The organism is Asticcacaulis sp., assembly GCF_051954415.1.
In the GTDB taxonomy this organism is placed as follows: domain Bacteria; phylum Pseudomonadota; class Alphaproteobacteria; order Caulobacterales; family Caulobacteraceae; genus Asticcacaulis.
The window spans coordinates 179,151-195,711 of record NZ_JBQCHT010000034.1 but is presented as its reverse complement, the minus strand read 5'-3'; the positions used below and the strand labels follow the sequence as shown (position 1 = coordinate 195,711).

At 61.5% G+C, this 16,561-nt stretch carries 20 protein-coding genes; 7 read left to right on the top strand and 13 right to left on the bottom strand.

The window, feature by feature from the left end:
• The first annotated feature begins 19 nt into the window (after positions 1-19).
• A complete protein-coding gene (locus ACTHND_RS12470; protein WP_440178274.1) occupies positions 20-1,864 on the top strand; it encodes an ATP-binding protein in 1,845 nt (614 codons plus the stop codon).
• Here the strand turns inward: ACTHND_RS12470 and ACTHND_RS12465 are convergent.
• The 6 genes from ACTHND_RS12465 to ACTHND_RS12440 form a co-directional block, all read right to left on the bottom strand.
• Positions 1,861-2,286, bottom strand: coding sequence for an SRPBCC family protein (locus ACTHND_RS12465; RefSeq protein WP_440178273.1), 426 nt, complete (start codon positions 2,284-2,286; stop codon positions 1,861-1,863). The two genes, ACTHND_RS12470 and ACTHND_RS12465, sit on opposite strands and share 4 nt — an antisense overlap.
• Positions 2,286-2,693 (bottom strand): DUF1801 domain-containing protein, encoded by a 408-nt coding sequence (locus ACTHND_RS12460; RefSeq protein ID WP_440178272.1) that lies wholly within the window; start codon positions 2,691-2,693, stop codon positions 2,286-2,288. Before ACTHND_RS12460 ends, ACTHND_RS12465 begins: the two co-directional genes overlap by 1 nt.
• Before the next feature lie 10 nt (positions 2,694-2,703).
• On the bottom strand, positions 2,704-3,114 hold the full coding sequence (locus ACTHND_RS12455; protein ID WP_440178271.1) for a DUF1801 domain-containing protein: 411 nt from the start codon (positions 3,112-3,114) through the stop codon (positions 2,704-2,706).
• Between the two features lie 2 nt (positions 3,115-3,116).
• The gene (locus ACTHND_RS12450) at positions 3,117-3,353 is read right to left on the bottom strand and encodes a hypothetical protein (RefSeq protein WP_440178270.1); all 237 of its coding nucleotides are present in this window, start codon (positions 3,351-3,353) and stop codon (positions 3,117-3,119) included.
• On the bottom strand, positions 3,350-3,673 hold the full coding sequence (locus ACTHND_RS12445; protein WP_440178269.1) for an ArsR/SmtB family transcription factor: 324 nt from the start codon (positions 3,671-3,673) through the stop codon (positions 3,350-3,352). Before ACTHND_RS12445 ends, ACTHND_RS12450 begins: the two co-directional genes overlap by 4 nt.
• A 62-nt stretch (positions 3,674-3,735) precedes the next feature.
• Positions 3,736-4,713, bottom strand: coding sequence for a hypothetical protein (locus ACTHND_RS12440; RefSeq protein ID WP_440178268.1), 978 nt, complete (start codon positions 4,711-4,713; stop codon positions 3,736-3,738).
• 90 nt (positions 4,714-4,803) lie between these two features.
• On the opposite strand from ACTHND_RS12440, the gene ACTHND_RS12435 reads away from it, so the two are divergent.
• Positions 4,804-5,142, top strand: a complete 339-nt coding sequence (locus tag ACTHND_RS12435; RefSeq protein ID WP_440178267.1) for a DUF1491 family protein — start codon at positions 4,804-4,806, stop codon at positions 5,140-5,142.
• A gap of 78 nt (positions 5,143-5,220) precedes the next feature.
• Positions 5,221-5,601 carry a hypothetical protein gene (locus ACTHND_RS12430; protein ID WP_440178266.1) on the top strand — a complete coding sequence of 127 codons (381 nt, stop codon included), beginning with the start codon at positions 5,221-5,223 and terminating at the stop codon, positions 5,599-5,601.
• Between the two features lie 91 nt (positions 5,602-5,692).
• Here ACTHND_RS12430 and ACTHND_RS12425 read toward each other — a convergent pair whose 3' ends face one another.
• Both ACTHND_RS12425 and ACTHND_RS12420 read right to left on the bottom strand, forming a co-directional pair.
• Positions 5,693-6,769 carry an NAD(P)H-dependent flavin oxidoreductase gene (locus tag ACTHND_RS12425; protein ID WP_440178265.1) on the bottom strand — a complete coding sequence of 359 codons (1,077 nt, stop codon included), beginning with the start codon at positions 6,767-6,769 and terminating at the stop codon, positions 5,693-5,695.
• A complete protein-coding gene (locus tag ACTHND_RS12420; RefSeq protein WP_440178264.1) occupies positions 6,766-8,001 on the bottom strand; it encodes an SGNH/GDSL hydrolase family protein in 1,236 nt (411 codons plus the stop codon). The genes ACTHND_RS12425 and ACTHND_RS12420 overlap by 4 nt, the downstream gene beginning before the upstream one ends.
• A 169-nt stretch (positions 8,002-8,170) precedes the next feature.
• Between ACTHND_RS12420 and ACTHND_RS12415 the strand changes: the two genes are divergently transcribed.
• A complete protein-coding gene (locus ACTHND_RS12415; protein WP_440178263.1) occupies positions 8,171-9,127 on the top strand; it encodes a cation diffusion facilitator family transporter in 957 nt (318 codons plus the stop codon).
• Positions 9,128-9,238: 111 nt separating this feature from the next.
• On the opposite strand, the gene ACTHND_RS12410 is transcribed toward ACTHND_RS12415, so the two are convergent.
• Positions 9,239-10,408, bottom strand: coding sequence for an MFS transporter (locus ACTHND_RS12410; protein WP_440178262.1), 1,170 nt, complete (start codon positions 10,406-10,408; stop codon positions 9,239-9,241).
• A gap of 210 nt (positions 10,409-10,618) precedes the next feature.
• Between ACTHND_RS12410 and trhA the strand changes: the two genes are divergently transcribed.
• Positions 10,619-11,290, top strand: coding sequence for a PAQR family membrane homeostasis protein TrhA (trhA, locus tag ACTHND_RS12405; protein ID WP_440178261.1), 672 nt, complete (start codon positions 10,619-10,621; stop codon positions 11,288-11,290).
• A 153-nt stretch (positions 11,291-11,443) separates the two neighbouring features.
• Here the strand turns inward: trhA and chpT are convergent, their stop codons facing one another.
• Positions 11,444-12,202: a histidine phosphotransferase ChpT gene (gene chpT, locus ACTHND_RS12400; protein WP_440178260.1), complete on the bottom strand. Its 759-nt coding sequence runs from the start codon at positions 12,200-12,202 to the stop codon at positions 11,444-11,446.
• 215 nt (positions 12,203-12,417) lie between these two features.
• On the opposite strand from chpT, the gene cysK reads away from it, so the two are divergent.
• Positions 12,418-13,389 carry a cysteine synthase A gene (gene cysK, locus ACTHND_RS12395; RefSeq protein ID WP_440178259.1) on the top strand — a complete coding sequence of 324 codons (972 nt, stop codon included), beginning with the start codon at positions 12,418-12,420 and terminating at the stop codon, positions 13,387-13,389.
• Positions 13,390-13,553: 164 nt separating this feature from the next.
• On the opposite strand, the gene ACTHND_RS12390 is transcribed toward cysK, so the two are convergent.
• The 3 genes from ACTHND_RS12390 to ACTHND_RS12380 form a co-directional block, all read right to left on the bottom strand.
• Entirely contained in the window at positions 13,554-14,351 is a 798-nt protein-coding gene (locus tag ACTHND_RS12390; RefSeq protein WP_440178258.1) for a DODA-type extradiol aromatic ring-opening family dioxygenase, read from the bottom strand.
• Between the two features lie 61 nt (positions 14,352-14,412).
• On the bottom strand, positions 14,413-14,976 hold the full coding sequence (locus tag ACTHND_RS12385; protein ID WP_440178257.1) for a YceI family protein: 564 nt from the start codon (positions 14,974-14,976) through the stop codon (positions 14,413-14,415).
• A gap of 15 nt (positions 14,977-14,991) precedes the next feature.
• Positions 14,992-15,576 (bottom strand): YceI family protein, encoded by a 585-nt coding sequence (locus ACTHND_RS12380; protein WP_440178256.1) that lies wholly within the window; start codon positions 15,574-15,576, stop codon positions 14,992-14,994.
• Positions 15,577-15,783: 207 nt separating this feature from the next.
• On the opposite strand from ACTHND_RS12380, the gene ACTHND_RS12375 reads away from it, so the two are divergent.
• Positions 15,784-16,560: a tetratricopeptide repeat protein gene (locus tag ACTHND_RS12375; RefSeq protein WP_440178255.1), complete on the top strand. Its 777-nt coding sequence runs from the start codon at positions 15,784-15,786 to the stop codon at positions 16,558-16,560.
• Position 16,561: the final 1 nt, after the last annotated feature.

Below are 16,561 nucleotides of genomic sequence, written 5' to 3'. Positions count from 1 at the left end.
TTTAGGGAAATACGCAGGCGTGTCGCTTAAAGCCTACTTTCAGGATGAGGGCCCGAATGCCGCTGAAGGCGGACGCCTGCCCGGTCTGCGGTTAAGCGTCGTAGTCTGGCACCTGTGCTGGGCGGGCTACACGCTCTTCGGGCTGATGGGCCTGCTGCTGCTGCCGGCCTCGCCTCTGGTGATCGCGGCGCTGGTGGTCATCACCGTGCCCGGCGCAGCCTGTGTGATCCTGCTCAGCCGTGACAGCCAGTTCATGCGCCAGGCCCTGATGTGGGTCTGGGCGGTCGGCGCCCTGCTGGCCGTGGCCTTTACCGGGGGTATATCCGGGCCATTGGCCGTATGGTGTACCCTGCCGCTGCTGGCGGCCGTGGTGCTTAACCAGCGTACCCTTATCACGCTTGGGGCCTCCCTGGCTTTCGGCGTCACCCTGTTCGGCATCATGATCAGCGTGTGGCACGGTATCAAACTGCCCGACGAACAGGAAGGTTTCTGGTTGTCGGTCATCGCCAATGTCTCGATTGTCGCCGGGCTGGGACTGGCGGTTTTGCCGGCCCTGCGGATGCGCTCCGAGCGCGCCAGCGAGGCCGAGGAGGCCCGCGACCGCCTGCTGAAACTCCTGACGGAGCAGCCCGGCCTGCTGATCTGTCTCGATGGCGACGGCCGGGTGGTGGCGGCCTATGGCGAGGCGCCGGCGGGGCTGGACCTCAAGGCGCTGCTGCAACTGGGCCTGCCGGCTTCGGCGCATGTGCCGGACCGTATGGCGGTCAAGGCCGCGATCGAAACCGCCGTAATGGAAGGACGAGCCGATGTCGGTTTTACGCCCCACGCCGCCATGGATCATTATGTGCTCCTGTCGCTGCGTCGGGGGCTGGATGGCCGCGTCTACGGCGTCATGCACGACGCCTCGCTGTCACATGCCCATGAAGCCTCGCTGGAGGCGGCGCGCATCGAGGCCGAAAACCTGAACAAGGGCAAGACGCAGTTCCTGGCCAGTATGAGCCACGAACTGCGCACACCGCTCAATGCCGTGATCGGCTTTTCGGATATCATGCGCCTGAAGATGTTCGGCGAATTGCCGCCGAAATATGCCGAATATGCGCAACTGATCTGGGAATCCGGCCAGCATGTGCTCGACATGATCAATGACGTGCTCGATATGTCGAAGATCGAGGCGCAGAAATATGAACTGGCATTGGAAAGTTTCGATATCCGTGAGCCCGTTTCGGCAGCGCTGCGTCTGATCCGCGGCCAGGCGCATGAAAAGGCGATAGATATCATCAGCCAGATGCCGGAAATGCCGCTTCTGGTCAGCGCCGACAAGCGCGCCATCAAGCAGATTTGCCTGAACCTGCTGTCGAACGCGGTGAAATTCACACCGCAGGGCGGGGATGTACGGCTCGGTCTCAGCCAGCGGGAAGACGTAGTCGATATCATCATTACCGATACCGGCATCGGTATTTCGGCCGAAGACCTGAACCGGATCGGCCAGCCCTACGAACAGTCCGGGCCGGCGGAACAGAGGGCCATGGGCACGGGGCTCGGCCTGTCGATCGTCAAGGCCATGGCGCACCTGCTGGGTGGCAGCCTGACGCTTTCCAGCACCCTGGGCGAAGGCACGACCGTGACGGTATCCCTGCCGGTGGTGCAGGCAGACGAGCAGCCCGAATTGCCCATGCCCATGCCGGTTAATAACCGATCCGTCCAGCCGGAACCGCAAGGCGCGGTTCAGTCGCTGGAAGCCTTCGCGCGGGCGGCCCAAAACGCCACCAGGTATGCGATACATAATCCGCTGGAGGACATCAGCCACACGCCGGAGTCTTTAAGCCGGTTCAGCGACTTCGTGATCCGCCCGCCGAAGAGCTAGTCTAGCTCAGAAACGACTGTTTCCAGCTTGCCCAGGAAACCCTGCCAGCCATGTTGGGCGCCGCCGAAAGCCTGCTTCTGGTCCGGACGGAAACCGGCCTGTTCCACGCGCAGATGCGTTCCCGTATCGGTCGGCGTCAGGGTGAAGGTGACCACGCTTTTCAGATCAAAAGCCGGATTTTCGTTGGCGAAGTCCCAGCTATAGGCCAGGGTCTTGCCTGGCTCGATGGTGAGCACTTCGCAATCCAGTACGCCGCCCCAGTCGCCGCGCAGGTTGAATTTATGGCCGACCACCGGGTGGAAATTATTTTTCATCAGCCAGTCTTCCATCAGGTGCGGCTGGGTCAGGGCGCGCCACAGCTTTTCCGGCGAATGCGGAAAGTCACGCTCGACGACGACGGAACGGGTTTCGACAGCGGTCATCAGGCTTTGCCCTTCTTGAGTTTGCTGGCATTCAGGTCAACGGCGGCACGAACCAGCGCCTTGAAGGCCGCTTCATTGATGGCGTCGCCTTCGCGGAAGTCGATGGCGCGGCGGGTGGCGCCCTCCAGGCTGGAATTGAACAGGCCCTCCGCATCAGCCAGCGATGCCCCCTTGGCGAAGGTCGTCTTGACGGCGGCCTTGTAAGTTTCGCCGGTGCAGATGATGCCGTCATGCGACCAGACCGGAATATTCCATTTCCATTCCTCGACCATCTCCGGATCGGCCTCTTTTATCAGCCGGCGCAAGGTGGCCAGGGTATCGCCGCGCCAGTCCGGGTATTCGGCGATGTTTTCGTCGATCAGTTGCGCGGCGGGAATGCCGGCGGTGCTCTTCAGCGGTTTTTTCATGGACGTTTCCTTATAGTTTCTGGCCGGGTAAGTGGCTGGCCTGCCTGATCCAGTCAGCCAGTTGCGCCTCATCCATGGCGTCAGTCTCTCGTATATCGAGATACCGAACCTCTTTTTGTTTAGAGGCGCCGGGCGGCAGGGGATCGAGATGCGCGCCATTGAAAAAGGCGATCTTGATATAGTTCGTGAAGCAGTGAAGGCTGAGAAACCAGCCCTTTTCCGACGTGCCGTAAAAGGGCGAATTCCATTTGACCGCCTTACGCACATCGGGGATCGTGCGCTCGATCAGGGCGTCCAGCCGCTTTCCGACCTCGCTTTTCCAGCCGGGCATGGCGGAGATATAGGCTTGCACCGGCGCATCGCCTTCGCCCTTACTGATCTGCGGATTGCCGCCCGAAAGCAGGCGTGGCGCGTCTGACATTATTAGTTCCCGGCAATAGCGTTTTTTGGCGCGCGTGGCCTAATATAAGGCAAAGCGAACATGTAAAGGCCGGTGAACAACAGATAAAAAAGCGGTGGCAGCGGCGCATAGGTCAGCCAGGTCATGGGATGCTTCAGCCCCATCGCTACGAAGTTGCCGGTGACCAGCAGGGTGAAAACGATCGATACCCAGCGGTGGCTCTGACGTATCCATGCACTCCAGTTTTTTGGGATATTCATTGGTCCATCCTGTTCAGCAGGTTTTCAAGATCATCGAAGCGGCTTTCCCAGAAGCCGGCCATCTGGCTGGTCCACTCCATCAGCGGAGACAGCGCGCCGATCCGGGCACTGTAATGGGTTTGGCGGCCATCGACGCGACCGCGCACCAGGCCGGCTTCTTTCAGCAGGCCGAGATGTTTGGAAACAACGGGCTGGGAAACGCCGGCCTGCTCGGTCAGGCCGCCGACCGTCGTTTCACCGTCTCGGCACAGGCGCTCGAAGATCGCGCGCCGTGTCGGGTCGGCCAGGGTCCGGAACAGAATGTCGGGCGAGGGTGTCAATTCATACCTCAATGGCTATGGATTGACGTATAGCTATTTGGCTATGAATGAGTCAAGCCAAATCAGAGGCGCGTATTGACCTGGTTGTGTGTATAGGGCGCCGGCAGGGCGACATAGCTCAGGCCGGTGATAAAATCGCCGACCTCGAAGCGGGCATAGAGCGGGCCCTTATCGGTCGAAAACTCGACCACGATATCTTCGCGCGGATCGAGTTTGGCGATCGCCAGCCAGGCGCGGCTCGGAAAATCGAAACGCTGGGCGGCTTCCGGTGCCTGCGTGCCGGCATAGGCGCCGGTCAGGGTGAAGCCGGCGATATTGGTCCTCACGGCAGGGCGCAGGTCGATGGCGATATCACTGATGCCGCTGGCCATGAAGCTCAGTGAACTGTAATCGGAAAAGCCGATGGGCAGGCTGTCGCTGAGTCCATACGGGGCGCGGTTGATCAGGCCCGATGTCAGGATATCGGTATTGCGCACCAGCAGGCGGGCGCTGTAGGGCCGTGTCCCGTCTTTGAACCTTGCCATCAGGCTGAACCGGTTCTGGTGCAGTCCGCCATAAAGACCAAAGGCCATATCGGCCTGGTCGCTGTTTTGATACTGCACCAGCCGCCACACCTGGTCGTCGCCATAGGCGCGGTTGGCGCGCCATTCGGTGCGGCCGGAGGCCAGTTCGAGATGCGGCACGGCCATGAAGCGGCGGAAGCCGCCCTCGGCGGTATTGACCTCGGCCATCAGTGACGGCGCGGCGCAATCGGATTGATCTGCCGCGGCCTTGGCCTTTTCCAGCCAGGGCGCCAGATAGGCCATGCTGAGGCCGGCGCGCAGGGCGTCGTTCCGGGCTTGCAGATATCCGGCCTTCAGCGCCTGGCTGGTCGGGCCATCGAGCAGGTGGCAGCGCGCATCGGCCTGCACCATGAAGTACCGCTTGACCACCGGCAGGGTATAGTCGTCCGCCGTCTGGGCCACGAGAGGCGCCGTTATGCAGGCTGTGGCAGCAGTGGCCGCAAGCACAAGCTTTTTGACATAAGGACGGAGGTTCATAAAACGGCTTTACAGGGACTGTCAGGAATGTCTTTTCATCCTTTATAGACCATCAGGCTTTAGACGGCGTTTCCAATCAGGGTTAGCCAAATGTTACTATCAAGCGATCTCTGGGTGAGCGCGCTTACGCGCCGGGTCGAGCAGGCGGGCAGTTTCGCCTTTATTGCGCGGCGGGGGGAGAAGTCGTTCGGTGCCGTGCTGGTCAAGGTGCTGAACCTGCGGACGCGCGACACCTATGTGCTGCGCGAGGCCCAGAAAGGTGAGGAAAGCGTGTGGATGCGCCCGGTCGAGACGAAGGACGAGGCCGATCTCGATGCCTGGATCGCGCGGCAGGCCCGGTATGATCCCGATATCTGGGTAGTCGAAATCGAGGATCCGGAGGGCCGCCATTTCCTGACCGAGAAGGTCGAGGATATGATGAATCGCTGATTTACCTTGTCTTTCAACGGAATAACAAAACCTCTGGGTTAGGGTGAGCATCGACCACAACCAAGTACAGGTAGCGTTTTGTATTTTTTACTGAATGACCTCATCCTCGATATCGACGCCACGCGCATGATGCAGCCGCTGGACGCCGATCGCTTTTCCGCGCTCAGTGCCGATTACATCGCGCAACTGGGCAAGGAAATGTTCACCGAGGATGTCCAGGCGCACCGCAATAATCCCGAACGCGCCCGCAGACTGGCCTACCTGATCCACCTGAAGATGCCGCGCATCAATGCGGCCCAGTTTTTCGTCACCTCAACCGGCGGCGGGCTGGAAAGCGTGGATGCCAGCTTCAAGTCGCTGAACGAGATGGCGATGGAACTGATGTTCGCACAACAGAAGATAGGCCAACTCGACACCCGCAAGGTCGATAACGAGGTCTGGCACCGCATGGCCGCCTAAGGCCATTCTTGTACCTCCCCGCCTGTCGGGGAGGGGGACCGCGCTCGAAGAGCGGGGTGGTGGGGGCTCTTTCTATCGTAATCCGTTATTGTTATCGCGCCAATACCTCCGCCGCCAGTGCCTTGGTCAGGGTGGCCGCGTCGGTAGGTCTGGCCAATGCCGCGGATTGTCCAGCCCACAGATTGCTGAATTCGGCGGCACCATTCAGTGATGCGCTGGCTTTCAACGGGGCAAGTGCCCCGCCGGCCAGGGGAAAATCCGGCGCCAGGTCCGACAGCGGGCCAAGTTCCCGCATGGCGCGGTTGCTGATGCCGCGCGCCGGGCGCCCGGTGAAGATATTGGTGATCTGCGTGCCGTCGTCCGTGGCGCTCATAAGCGCCGCGCGATGGGTGTCGCTGATCGTCGCTTCCCTGGTCAGCAGATAGGCCGTGCCGACCTGAACCGCCGAAGCCCCCAGCACAAGCGCGGCGGCCACGCCCCGGCCATCGGCAATACCACCGGCGGCAATGACCGGCACGGATACGGCATCCGCGATCTGCGGCACCAGCGCGAAAGTACCGACCTGCCGCGACATGTCCATTTGCAGAAAAGACGCCCGGTGGCCGCCGGCTTCGGCGCCCATGGCGATGACCGCATCCACGCCCCGCGTCTCAATCCAGCGTGCCTCGGCAACCGTGGTGGCCGAGGACAGGATTTTGGCGCCGGTGGCTTTCACGCGAGCCAGCAGGTCCGGGGCCGGCAGGCCGAAATGGAAGCTGACCACGGGTGGCCGGATATCCTCGACCGCGCGACACCAGGCATTATCGAACGGTGCGCGTCCTGACTGCGGCGCCGGCGTATCGGCGGACAGGCCGGCCTCTTCATAATAGGGCGTCAGGTGCCGCCGCCAGGCCGCCAGTCGGGCTTTCACGGCCGGATCGTCCGGATCTGGCGCGGCATGGCAAAAGAAGTTCAGGTTGAACGGGGCGGCGGTTTGCGTCCGGATATGCTGCACCGCCTCGCGCACCTGTTCGGGCGATAACAACGCGCAGGGCAGGGAGCCCAGACCGCCGGCCTGACTGACCGCAATCGCCATCTCCGCGCCATTGGCGCCGGCCATCGGCGCCTGGATGATCGGCAGGCCGATCCCCAGTAAGTCCAGTATCCGACGGTCTTTCCAGGCGGTCATTTGAACAGGCCGAGCGGAATGGCCGCCGCCATGGCCGCCGCACCGGCATCATTTGGATGCAGGTGATCGCCGACATCGTATTCGGTCCGCAGATGACCCGGCGCGGCAGGGTCTTCCACCGCCTTGTCGAAATCGATCACGCCATCGAAGACGGTTTGTTTCCGTATCCAGGCATTGATTGCCTGGCGCGAGGCTTCCTTCTCCTCGGAGAAATAGCCTTCGAAAACCGTATCGCGGAAAGGTGTCAGGGTGGCGGCATAGATTTTCAGGCCGCGTTCGTGGGCGCGCGCCGCCGTCTGGCTCAGGCCGTCGATCAGATCATCGGCCGAGACGTAACCGTCCGAACCGGGCCCTTGCGCATGGCCCAGGTCGTTGATGCCGATCAGCACAATGGCCGCGCCAGCGTTCGGCTGGGCCAGCACATCACGGTCGAAGCGCGACAGCCCGCCCTCGCCGAAGCGCGCCCACTGGCCGTGATGCAGCAGGCGGTTGCCGCTCAAACCGGCATTGACGACGCTGAGCCTGATGCCTGCCTCGTGCAGGCGGCGGCTCAAAAGCTCAGGCCAGGTGCGGCCCTGGTCGGGGGTAATGCCGTAGCCATCGGTGATCGAGTCGCCAAAGGTGATCAGCGCGGCCTTCGCCGGCGAGCCGGAGACCTCGACCTCGGCCAGGCAGGGGAAGGCATTGCCAATGCCGATATCGGTCTTCGCCTCCGGTATCTCAGGCGCGCTGCTGGCACGGCCATCGGCGACATAAAGCACGCCGCGCTGGATATCGTGAACCGTCACCAGTGGGGTTTCTTCAGGCACATAAAGACTGATCGCCAGATCGCTGTCGGCGGCCAACGTCATCGGCAGGGGATCGCTGAGCACATAGGCACCGGGCGCGATGGTGACATTGGCGCGGCCGTTGAAGGTGACGGCACTGTCCGTGGCCGGATCGATACGGCTGCTGGTGAGGCGCTTCGCCACATGGATATCCTCCAGTTTCAGCGGGGCGGCGCCATAGGTATTGGAGAGGCGCAGCCGCACCGATGTGCCGCCGGCGCTGATCCGCACAATCTGGCGCAGGGTCTTGTCACTGATTTTCGCGTCGACACCGGAGGGCTCTGGCGAGGCATACCAGGTGGGAATCCATTTAGCCGCATGATCCTTCGCCATAGTCGGCAGGGCGGGCATGGCCGCCAGCAGGGCGAGGCTGAAAAGCGCGGCGCGGCGGGTGGTGTGAAGCATGGCGGTGTCCCTGTTATACGCCCGCAGCAATCGCACAGCCGGAATAGTCCGTCAAATGTGATGTTATAATATTCTAACGTGTTGATTTGGATATTTATTTTTGCGTGCCACTGGTCTTGGCCGCGCAAGACTTCTAAGCTGGCGGTATAGTTACAGCCGAGACCCGCCCATGGCCCACGATCACCACGCCCATTCTCATGACCACGGCCACGCGCATGGCGGACATGGAGGACACGGCCATTCCCATGCCCCGACTGACTTCGGCACGCGTTTCCTGTGGGCGGCGGCGCTCAATGCTGCCTTTATCCTGGCCGAGATCATCTACGGCCTGAAGGCCAATTCACTGGCCCTGCTGGCCGATGCCGGCCATAATTTCAGCGATGTGATTTCGCTGATCCTGAGCTGGGCGGCGTGGTGGCTGGCCAAGAAGAAGCCGGTGGCCGGCTTCACCTACGGCTATCGCGGCGCCTCGATCATGGCGGCGCTTTTCAACGCCATCCTGCTGATGGTGGCGGTGGGCGGTATTGTGTGGGAAGCCGTGCAGCGCTTTTCATCGCATGAGGCGGTGCAGGGTGATCTCGTCATGTGGGTGGCCGGCGCCGGCATCCTGGTCAATGGCTTTACCGCCTGGCTGTTCGCGCAAGGGCAAAGCGATCTGAACATCAAGGCGGCTTTCGCGCACCTAGCGGCCGATGCGGTGGTCTCGGCGGCGGTGGTGGTGGCCGGTCTGGTCCTGCTGTTGACCGGCTGGGCCTGGCTCGACCCGCTGCTCAGCATCGTTGTTTCGGCCGTCATCGTCTGGGGCACCTGGGGCCTGTTGCGCGATTCCGTGCGTCTGTCTTTGCAGGGCGTGCCGCCGCATATTGACTTTGGCAAGGTCAAGACCTTCCTCGCGGAGCAGCCGGGCGTCACCGATGTCCATGACCTGCATATCTGGGGCATGAGCACGACCGAGGTGGCCCTGACGGCGCACCTGACCATGCCGGGGGGGCATCCGGGCGACGCCTTCCTGCATGAGGTGGCTGAGGAACTGGAGCACCACCACGGCATTATCCACACCACCATCCAGATCGAAATGAGCGATGGCGCGCACCCGTGTGCATTAGCGCCGGATGAGGTGGTGTAACAAAAAAATCTCCTCCCTACGAAGTGGGGAGGGGGACCGCGAAGCGGTGGAGGGGCGCCCCTCCGTCATTTGCTGCGCAAATGCCACCTCCCCATCATGATGGGGAGGAGATTAGGCCTTCTTATAATTCGTCACAAAAACGCCCAGTGCCTGCAGCGGAGCCAGACCGCCGGCCAGGGCGACATATTCCCAGCCGCCGGTTTCATACAGCGTGCTGGCCACCGCTGAGCCAATCGCACCGCCGGTGAAGATGCCCGCCATATAGATGCCGTTGACGCGGCCGCGGCTTAAGGGATCGAGCGCATAGATGGCGCGCTGGCCCTGCACCATGTTCATCTGGACGCAGAAATCGAGTACTACGCCGAGCAGGGCCAGCACGATCACGCCACGCATGGCGGGCAAAAGCGTGATCAGCATGGCGGCTGCCCCCACGACCAGCGCGCCGAAGGTGGCCTTCACCGTGTGCCCCGCATCAGCCAGTCGGCCGCTTAAGGGGGCGGCCAGGGCACCGGTAGCCCCCACCAGGGCGAACAGGGCGATCTGGCTCTGCGACAGGTGAAAGCGGCTGGCCAGTTCGAGCGGCGCCACCGTCCAGAACAAGGAAAAGGCGCAGAACATGCAGGCTTGAAATAGTGTGCGCAGTCGCAGGGCCGGATGCGCGCGCCACAGCACGGTCAGGGAGTGGATCAGCCGAACATAGGTGACCTTATGCTCAGGCTGGCGCGACGGCAAGGTAAAGGCCAGAAGCCCGCCCATAAGGATCATGAAGCCAGCGGCGGTGAAATAGACGGCGCGCCAACCGAAATGATCGGCGATCAGGCTCGACAGCGGCCGCGACAGCAGGATGCCGAGCACCAGTCCGCCCATGATATTGCCGACCACCCGGCCGCGGTTTTCATCCGTTGCCATGTGCGCCGCCAGAGGGATCAGCACCTGCACCGCCACGGTAGCGAGGCCAATCAAAAGCGACACGATCAGGAACAGGGCGCCACTGGTGGCGATGGCCGCCAGAAGCAGGCTCAGGAACGCCGCCGCCAACAGAATCAGGGTCAGGCGGCGGTTTTCGGTGCGGTCAGCCAGCGGCACGATAAACAAAAGGCCCAGACCATAGCCGATCTGGGTCAGGGAAACGATCAGGGACGCCGTCTCTTTCGATAGCCCGACATCCGGCGCGATCAGGGCGATGATCGGCTGCCCGTAATAGAGATTGCCGACGATGACGCCGCAGGCCAGCGCGAACAGACCAACGAGGCCAGGCGTAAGGGGTTTGGAAGCGGTCATGGGGGAACTTTCACGACGAGGGGAAGCGTCTGCCGCGATATATAACCATGGCAGTTACCGAAACAAGCGTAAGAACCGGTAATCTGTCTTGAAGAGTCTTGACCTTTACTTTGCCGGATTTACCTCTTACGTAAACGTAAGATTTTTACAGTCTTCGCAAACGCAAAATCGTGATTGGGAAGGCCGCCTTTCGAGGCCTAGACTACAGACATGACCATAGAGCAATTCACTGAAAAGCTGTCACACTACCCCACGCGCTGGGCACGCCATGCTGACCTGATCGTGCATATCGTGGCCCTGGCCTTTGCCCTGTTTGGCGGGGGCGTGGCCTTGGGACTGGCGGTCAGCCACGGCCTGCTCGGCAAGGTGGCGGCCATCACCATCTATGCCATCGGCATGATTGCCATGCTGGCCTTTTCCACCGCCTATAATTTCGCCGTACCGCGCTGGCAGCCCTTCCTGCGCCGGCTCGATCATGCCGGCATCTTCCTGATGATCGCCGCCAGCTATACGCCCTTCACCACCCAGGCGCTGAAAGGCGGCTGGGCCCTGTGGATGAGCGTGGGCGTCTGGTCATTGGCGGCGCTGGGCATTCTGGCCAAGCTGCTTCTGCCGGGCCTTGGCAAAGGGTTCTGGATCGCGCTCTATCTTATTCTCGGCTGGCTGGTGGTCATCGCCATCAAGCCGATGGTGCGCGAAGTGCCGCTGCCAGCCATGATCCTGCTGGCGCTCGGCGGCGTGGCCTACAGCGTCGGCACCATCTTCTACGCCATGAAAAAGCTGAAGTTCCGCCGCGCCATCTGGCATGGCCATGTCCTGACCGGCGCGGTCCTGCACTATGTCGCCATATTGGTTGGTGTCGTGCTGGTGGGCTCGAATTAGCTTGGCTGTCTCTCTCCTCCCCATTTCTTTAATGGGGAGGGGGACTACGCAGTGGTGGAGGGGCACCCCTCCGTCAGCAACACCAGCCCTTCGGCCTTCGCCCAAAGAACTGGGCGCTGCCACCTCCCCACGCAAGCGTAGGGAGGAGATCGTTTAATCCGGCAGTTTCACCGTCAGCACCAGATGATCGGGCTCGACCGAGAAGTCGAGCGTGCCGCCGGCTTCATGCACGGTCGACCACAGCCAGTGCGGCTGAATCCACTGGCCGTTCAGGCCGTCGCCCAGCGGCAGGCCCTTGAGGCCCTCGACGGCTTCGGCCTTGAGGCGGGCGCGCGGACCGGCGGCGTCGGCGGTCAGGGTCAGGCCATTGTCATCGGTCACGGCGGTCAAGGTCGCCTTGCCGCCGGTCGGCAGCGAATTGCCGGCGAGCAGGCCGAGATTGAGCAGGGCGCGGGCAGCCGGTTTCTGGAACAGGGTATCGGCCGGGATGGCGAAATCGAGTTCGGCGCGCATGGTCGAAAACACATCGCCGAGGATTTTCTCAAGCTGGGCGCCGCTGAAGGCTTCCGATGTGCTGGCAGCCCCGAAGGCCACGCGAGCGAAATGCACCAGGGTCACCATCTTCTTGGCGGAAGCGGCGATCAGGTTGAGCGCCTCCTGTTTCATGTCCTGGGCGGAGGGATCTTCCAGCAGGTCGAGGCCCGACATGATGGCGCCGGCGGGCGAAATGAAATCATGACACAGCTTGCCGACCAGTTGCGTGGCCAGGTCGTGCGGGCTAAGTTCGAAGCCTTCCGTCGCCTGTATTTCGTCAGCGGGGGCTTCGCCAACAGCCGGCGCGGTCTCCACATGCGCGGGCGGTTCGCTGGCGCTGCGGGTCAGGTTCGGTGTTGACAGATCATCCATGCTCATCTTGAAGTCCTGCTGGTCAGTTTAGGTTGGCTGATCCGAAGTGTGAGGTGATTTGCCTTAAACTTGAAGGCGGGAAGCGCTAAGATGTTTTCATAAAGTTTAACGACCGGTTTACAAAGCGCACGGGCGCCTGGGCCGCGGATCGCAAATCCTTTATAGTTCCCCGGATTTCACACGTAACAACCTGCCACAAAGTCCACAACTGGAGACCCCACATGGCCGACGCACAATCCAAACTCGCCCGCAAGGGCCGCGGCAAGATCTTTGATTCGATTCTCGACACCATGGGCGATACGCCGCTCGTCCGCCTGCCGCGCCTCTCGGAAGCCTATGGCGCCAAGGCGACCGTGCTGGCCAAGCTCGAATTCTTCAACCCGATGGCCTCGGTCAAGGACCGGATCGGCATCTCGATGATCGCGGCACTGGAAGCCTCAGGCAAGCTGAAGCCGGGCGGCACCATCATCGAGCCGACCTCCGGAAATACCGGCATTGCGCTGGCTTTCGTAGCCGCCGCCAAGGGTTACAAGGTTATCCTGTGTATGCCGGAATCGATGTCGATTGAGCGCCGCAAGATGCTGCTGCTGCTGGGCGCCAAGCTCGAACTGACGCCGGCCGAAAAGGGGATGCGCGGCGCCATGAACCGGGCGCAGGAGTTGCTGGAAGCGACGCCGGGCGCGGTCATTCCTCAGCAGTTCGAGAACGAGGCTAATCCCTATATTCACGAAATTTCGACGGCCGAGGAAATCTGGAATGATACCGATGGCGCGGTCGATGTAGTGGTCTCCGGCGTCGGCACCGGCGGTTCGATCAGCGGCATCGGCCATACACTGAAAAAGAAGAAACCGTCGGTGAAGATGATTGCCATCGAGCCCGAAGCCTCGCCAATCCTCTCGGGCGGCGAACCGGGTCCGCACAAGATCCAGGGCATCGGCGCCGGCTTCGTTCCCGGCATTCTCGATCGCGGCATCATCGATGGCGTGGAAACGGTTTCCAATGACGCCGCCTTCGCCATGGCGCGCAAGTCGGCTCAGGTCGAGGGCCTGCCGGTCGGTATTTCCTCTGGCGCCGCGCTGGAAGTCGCCTTCCGCCTGGCGGCAAAGGAGGAATATGCCGGCAAGACGATCGTGGCGATCATCCCGTCCTTCGCCGAGCGCTATCTCTCGACGGCGCTATTCGACGGACTGTAGATAAAAATCCTCCCCTCTTGGAGGGGAGGGGGACCGCGAAGCGGTGGAGGGGTAACAACCGGCGTTTGTTGTGCGTGGCTTTACCCCTCCGTCTCGACGCGCTGCGACCTGCGGTCCGCGCGTTGCTCGACACCTCCCCTCTTGGACGGGAGGGTTATTTTCATTCATCCGAACTGAAACGCGCTGATGGCGATGCCGGTATTGCCGAGGCTATCCTCGTGATAGGTCCGGCGTCCGGTATCGCCCTCCGCCGCACCCGCTACCACCATCAGCGGGATCAGGTGTTCTTCGCGCGGATGGCACTCATGAGCGCCGGGGGCGCTGGCCCAGTCATTCAGGCCATTGATATCGCCGGCTACCGTCCGGGTCAGCCAGTCATCAAAAGCATGGGAGGCCGGGCCGCTTCCGGAGCCACGGCCCATCAGGCGCGGGATCGAATGGAAGCTCATCCCCGAACCGATAATCAGCACGCCTTCGTCACGCAAGGGGGCCAGAGCCTTGCCCAGAGCGATATGCTCCTGCGGGCTCAAACCCTGTTTCAGCGACAGTTGCAGGGTCGGGATATCGGCATCGGGCCAGGCCATCAGCATGGGGATAAAGGCCCCGTGGTCGAAATCGCGTTCGCTGTCGGCCACCACGGCAATGCCGGCCTCGGCAGCCAGGGCCTGGACGCGCGCCGCTACGGCTTCCGAGCCGCGCGCCGGATAGTTCAGTTCGTAGGTATGCGGCGGAAAGCCGTAATAGTCGAAGAACATGCCGGGCGCCGGCTTGGTCATGACGGTAAATTCCGGCGTTTCCCAGTGGGCCGAAACGATCAGCAGGGCTTTCGGCTTTTCCCCGACATCGGCGCGCAGGCGCTTCAGGTAAGCGCCCATTTCGTCCCATATGCCGGCGGGGTTCCACTCCATGAAAAAGCACGGTCCGCCGCCGTGGGGGATATAGACGGTCGGGGTTCTGGTCATGGTGAAGTCTCCTGTCCCCAAACCTGATCCGGTTTGGAAAGTACAAAGCGCGCCTTAGCGGCTAATATGCCTCGGCCTCTATAATGAGGTCTATTTCATCGCCGACGATCGGCTCCAGATTACCCAGTCCGAAGGCTTTGCGGCTCAGATGCGCGGTGGCGGAAAAGCCGTAGCCGGTCTTGAACAGAGCGGGATTGAAGGCTTTTTTATTGAAGGTGACGGCCAGGACTTCACTCTGCGTGATGCCGTGTATGGTCAGGTCGCCGGTGACATTAGCGGTGTTTTCGCCGGTTATCTCCACCTGCGTGCTTTTGAAGGTCGCGGTCGGGAACTGCGCGATATCGAAGTACTTTTCGCCTTTGAGCAGGGTATCGAAATCGGGGAGGGCGGTCGTCAGGGTTTTCATGTCGAGCGTGATATCGACCGTGCTGTTGGCCGGGGCATCGCGGTCGAGCACAAGCGTGCCGGTGGCACCCATGATCTTGCCTGAGGGGTGCGACATCCCAAAGTGAGGATACTGGAAGACGACCGAAGTGTGGTCGGGTTCGAACGTAAGGGTTTCAGCGGCAAATGCCGGCGCGGCCATGAGACCGAAAGCCACGCAGAATGTAGCTAACCTGAACATTCGAACCCCCTTCCCTTACTGAGCGATGGCTTCCGCTTCGATATAGAGGTCAACCTGGTCGCTGACGGCCGGCACATAGTTGCCCATGCCGAAGTCCGAACGGTTGATCGTGCCCGTGGCGGTGAAGCCGGCATCGACCTTCTTCATCATCGGATGGACGTCCTTCTTGTTGAGCGTCACCTTCAGGATCACCGGTTTGGTGACGCCGTGGATGGTCAGGTCGCCGGTCACGTCAGCCGTGGTGGCGCTGGTCTGGACAACCTTGGTGCTTTTGAAGGTGGCGGTCGGGAACTTGGCGGCATCGAAGAAGTCGGCGCTTTTGAGGTGGGTGTCAAGCGCGGCCACGCCGGTATTGAGACCGTTGATGTCGAACGAGACCTCGACCGAGCTGTTGGCGGGGGTGGCGTCATCGAGCGTGACGGAGCCAACGGCATTCATGAACTTGCCGGTCGGGTGCGAGAAACCGAAATGGGTATACTGGAAGGTCACCGAGGTGTGGCCGGCGTCGAGCTTGTAGGTATCGGCGGCGAAGGTCGAGGTAGACGCCACCAGGGCGAAGACGGAGGCGGCGAAAAGGGACTTGATAGCGAACTTGGTCATGGGAACTCTCTTACGGAGGTGAAACAAAATCAGAAACGTAACAATAGTAGTTACCGTTATGAATTTCAAGTGGCCCCCGGCATAATTCGAGCGAAATTCATCACCCGGTTATACGGCGTAATTGCGGCGGCGGATGACCCGAAACGGGAATTGCCTGGGGACGGAAAGTGTGGTCTGCTTGCGGGGCACAGCAGGGGGATATTCATCATGACGATACGTGTTGCGGGTCTTTTGGCGGCTGTCTTTTTCGTGGCCTCGCCGGCCTTGGCGGATGAGGCCGCGCCGCGCCTGCCTGATGTACAGATCGTCGACTGCCGCACCCATGATGCCGCGCAGGAAAAGGCCGATATGGCCCTGGCGATGTCGGCGCTCGATCTCATGCAGGCGCATGATATCGACAAGCTGAACGCCATGCTGCCCGATCTGAAAACAGCGCTTGGCCATGCGCCGGATGTGGTCTCCCATCCCGAACACTGCGGCGACAGCGTCATTGTCTATTCGGATGAGCTAAGTGATTTTATGACCCTTTCGGCCATGATCCAGGGACATGAAAAAGAGTTCGGCGCCACGAAGGTCGAGCAGCGGGAAGCTCTGCCCTATCCACTGCTGGGCTTCGTCGTCGGCTGGATTTATTTCGAGGACAAGGATTTCCAGTCGGCGCATGACGCCTATGCCCAAGGGCTGAAGAACGACCCGAATTACCATTCCCTGATCCTCGAAGACACTCTGGCCCTGGCGGCGCTGCACCGCAGCCCGGAAGCTCTGGCCCAGCTTGACGCCTATCTGGCGCGCAACCCCGACCTGCCGGATGAAATGATGGCCAATGCCCTGCGTAAGCGCGGCTATGTGCTGGTCGAACTGGAACGCTGGGACGAGGCCGAGGCCGCTTACAAGGAGTCCCTGAAGCTGGAACCGGATAACGAGACTGCCCAGGGCGAACTTGAATATATTGCGCAGACCAGACCTTCCAAGGCGGCCAACTGAC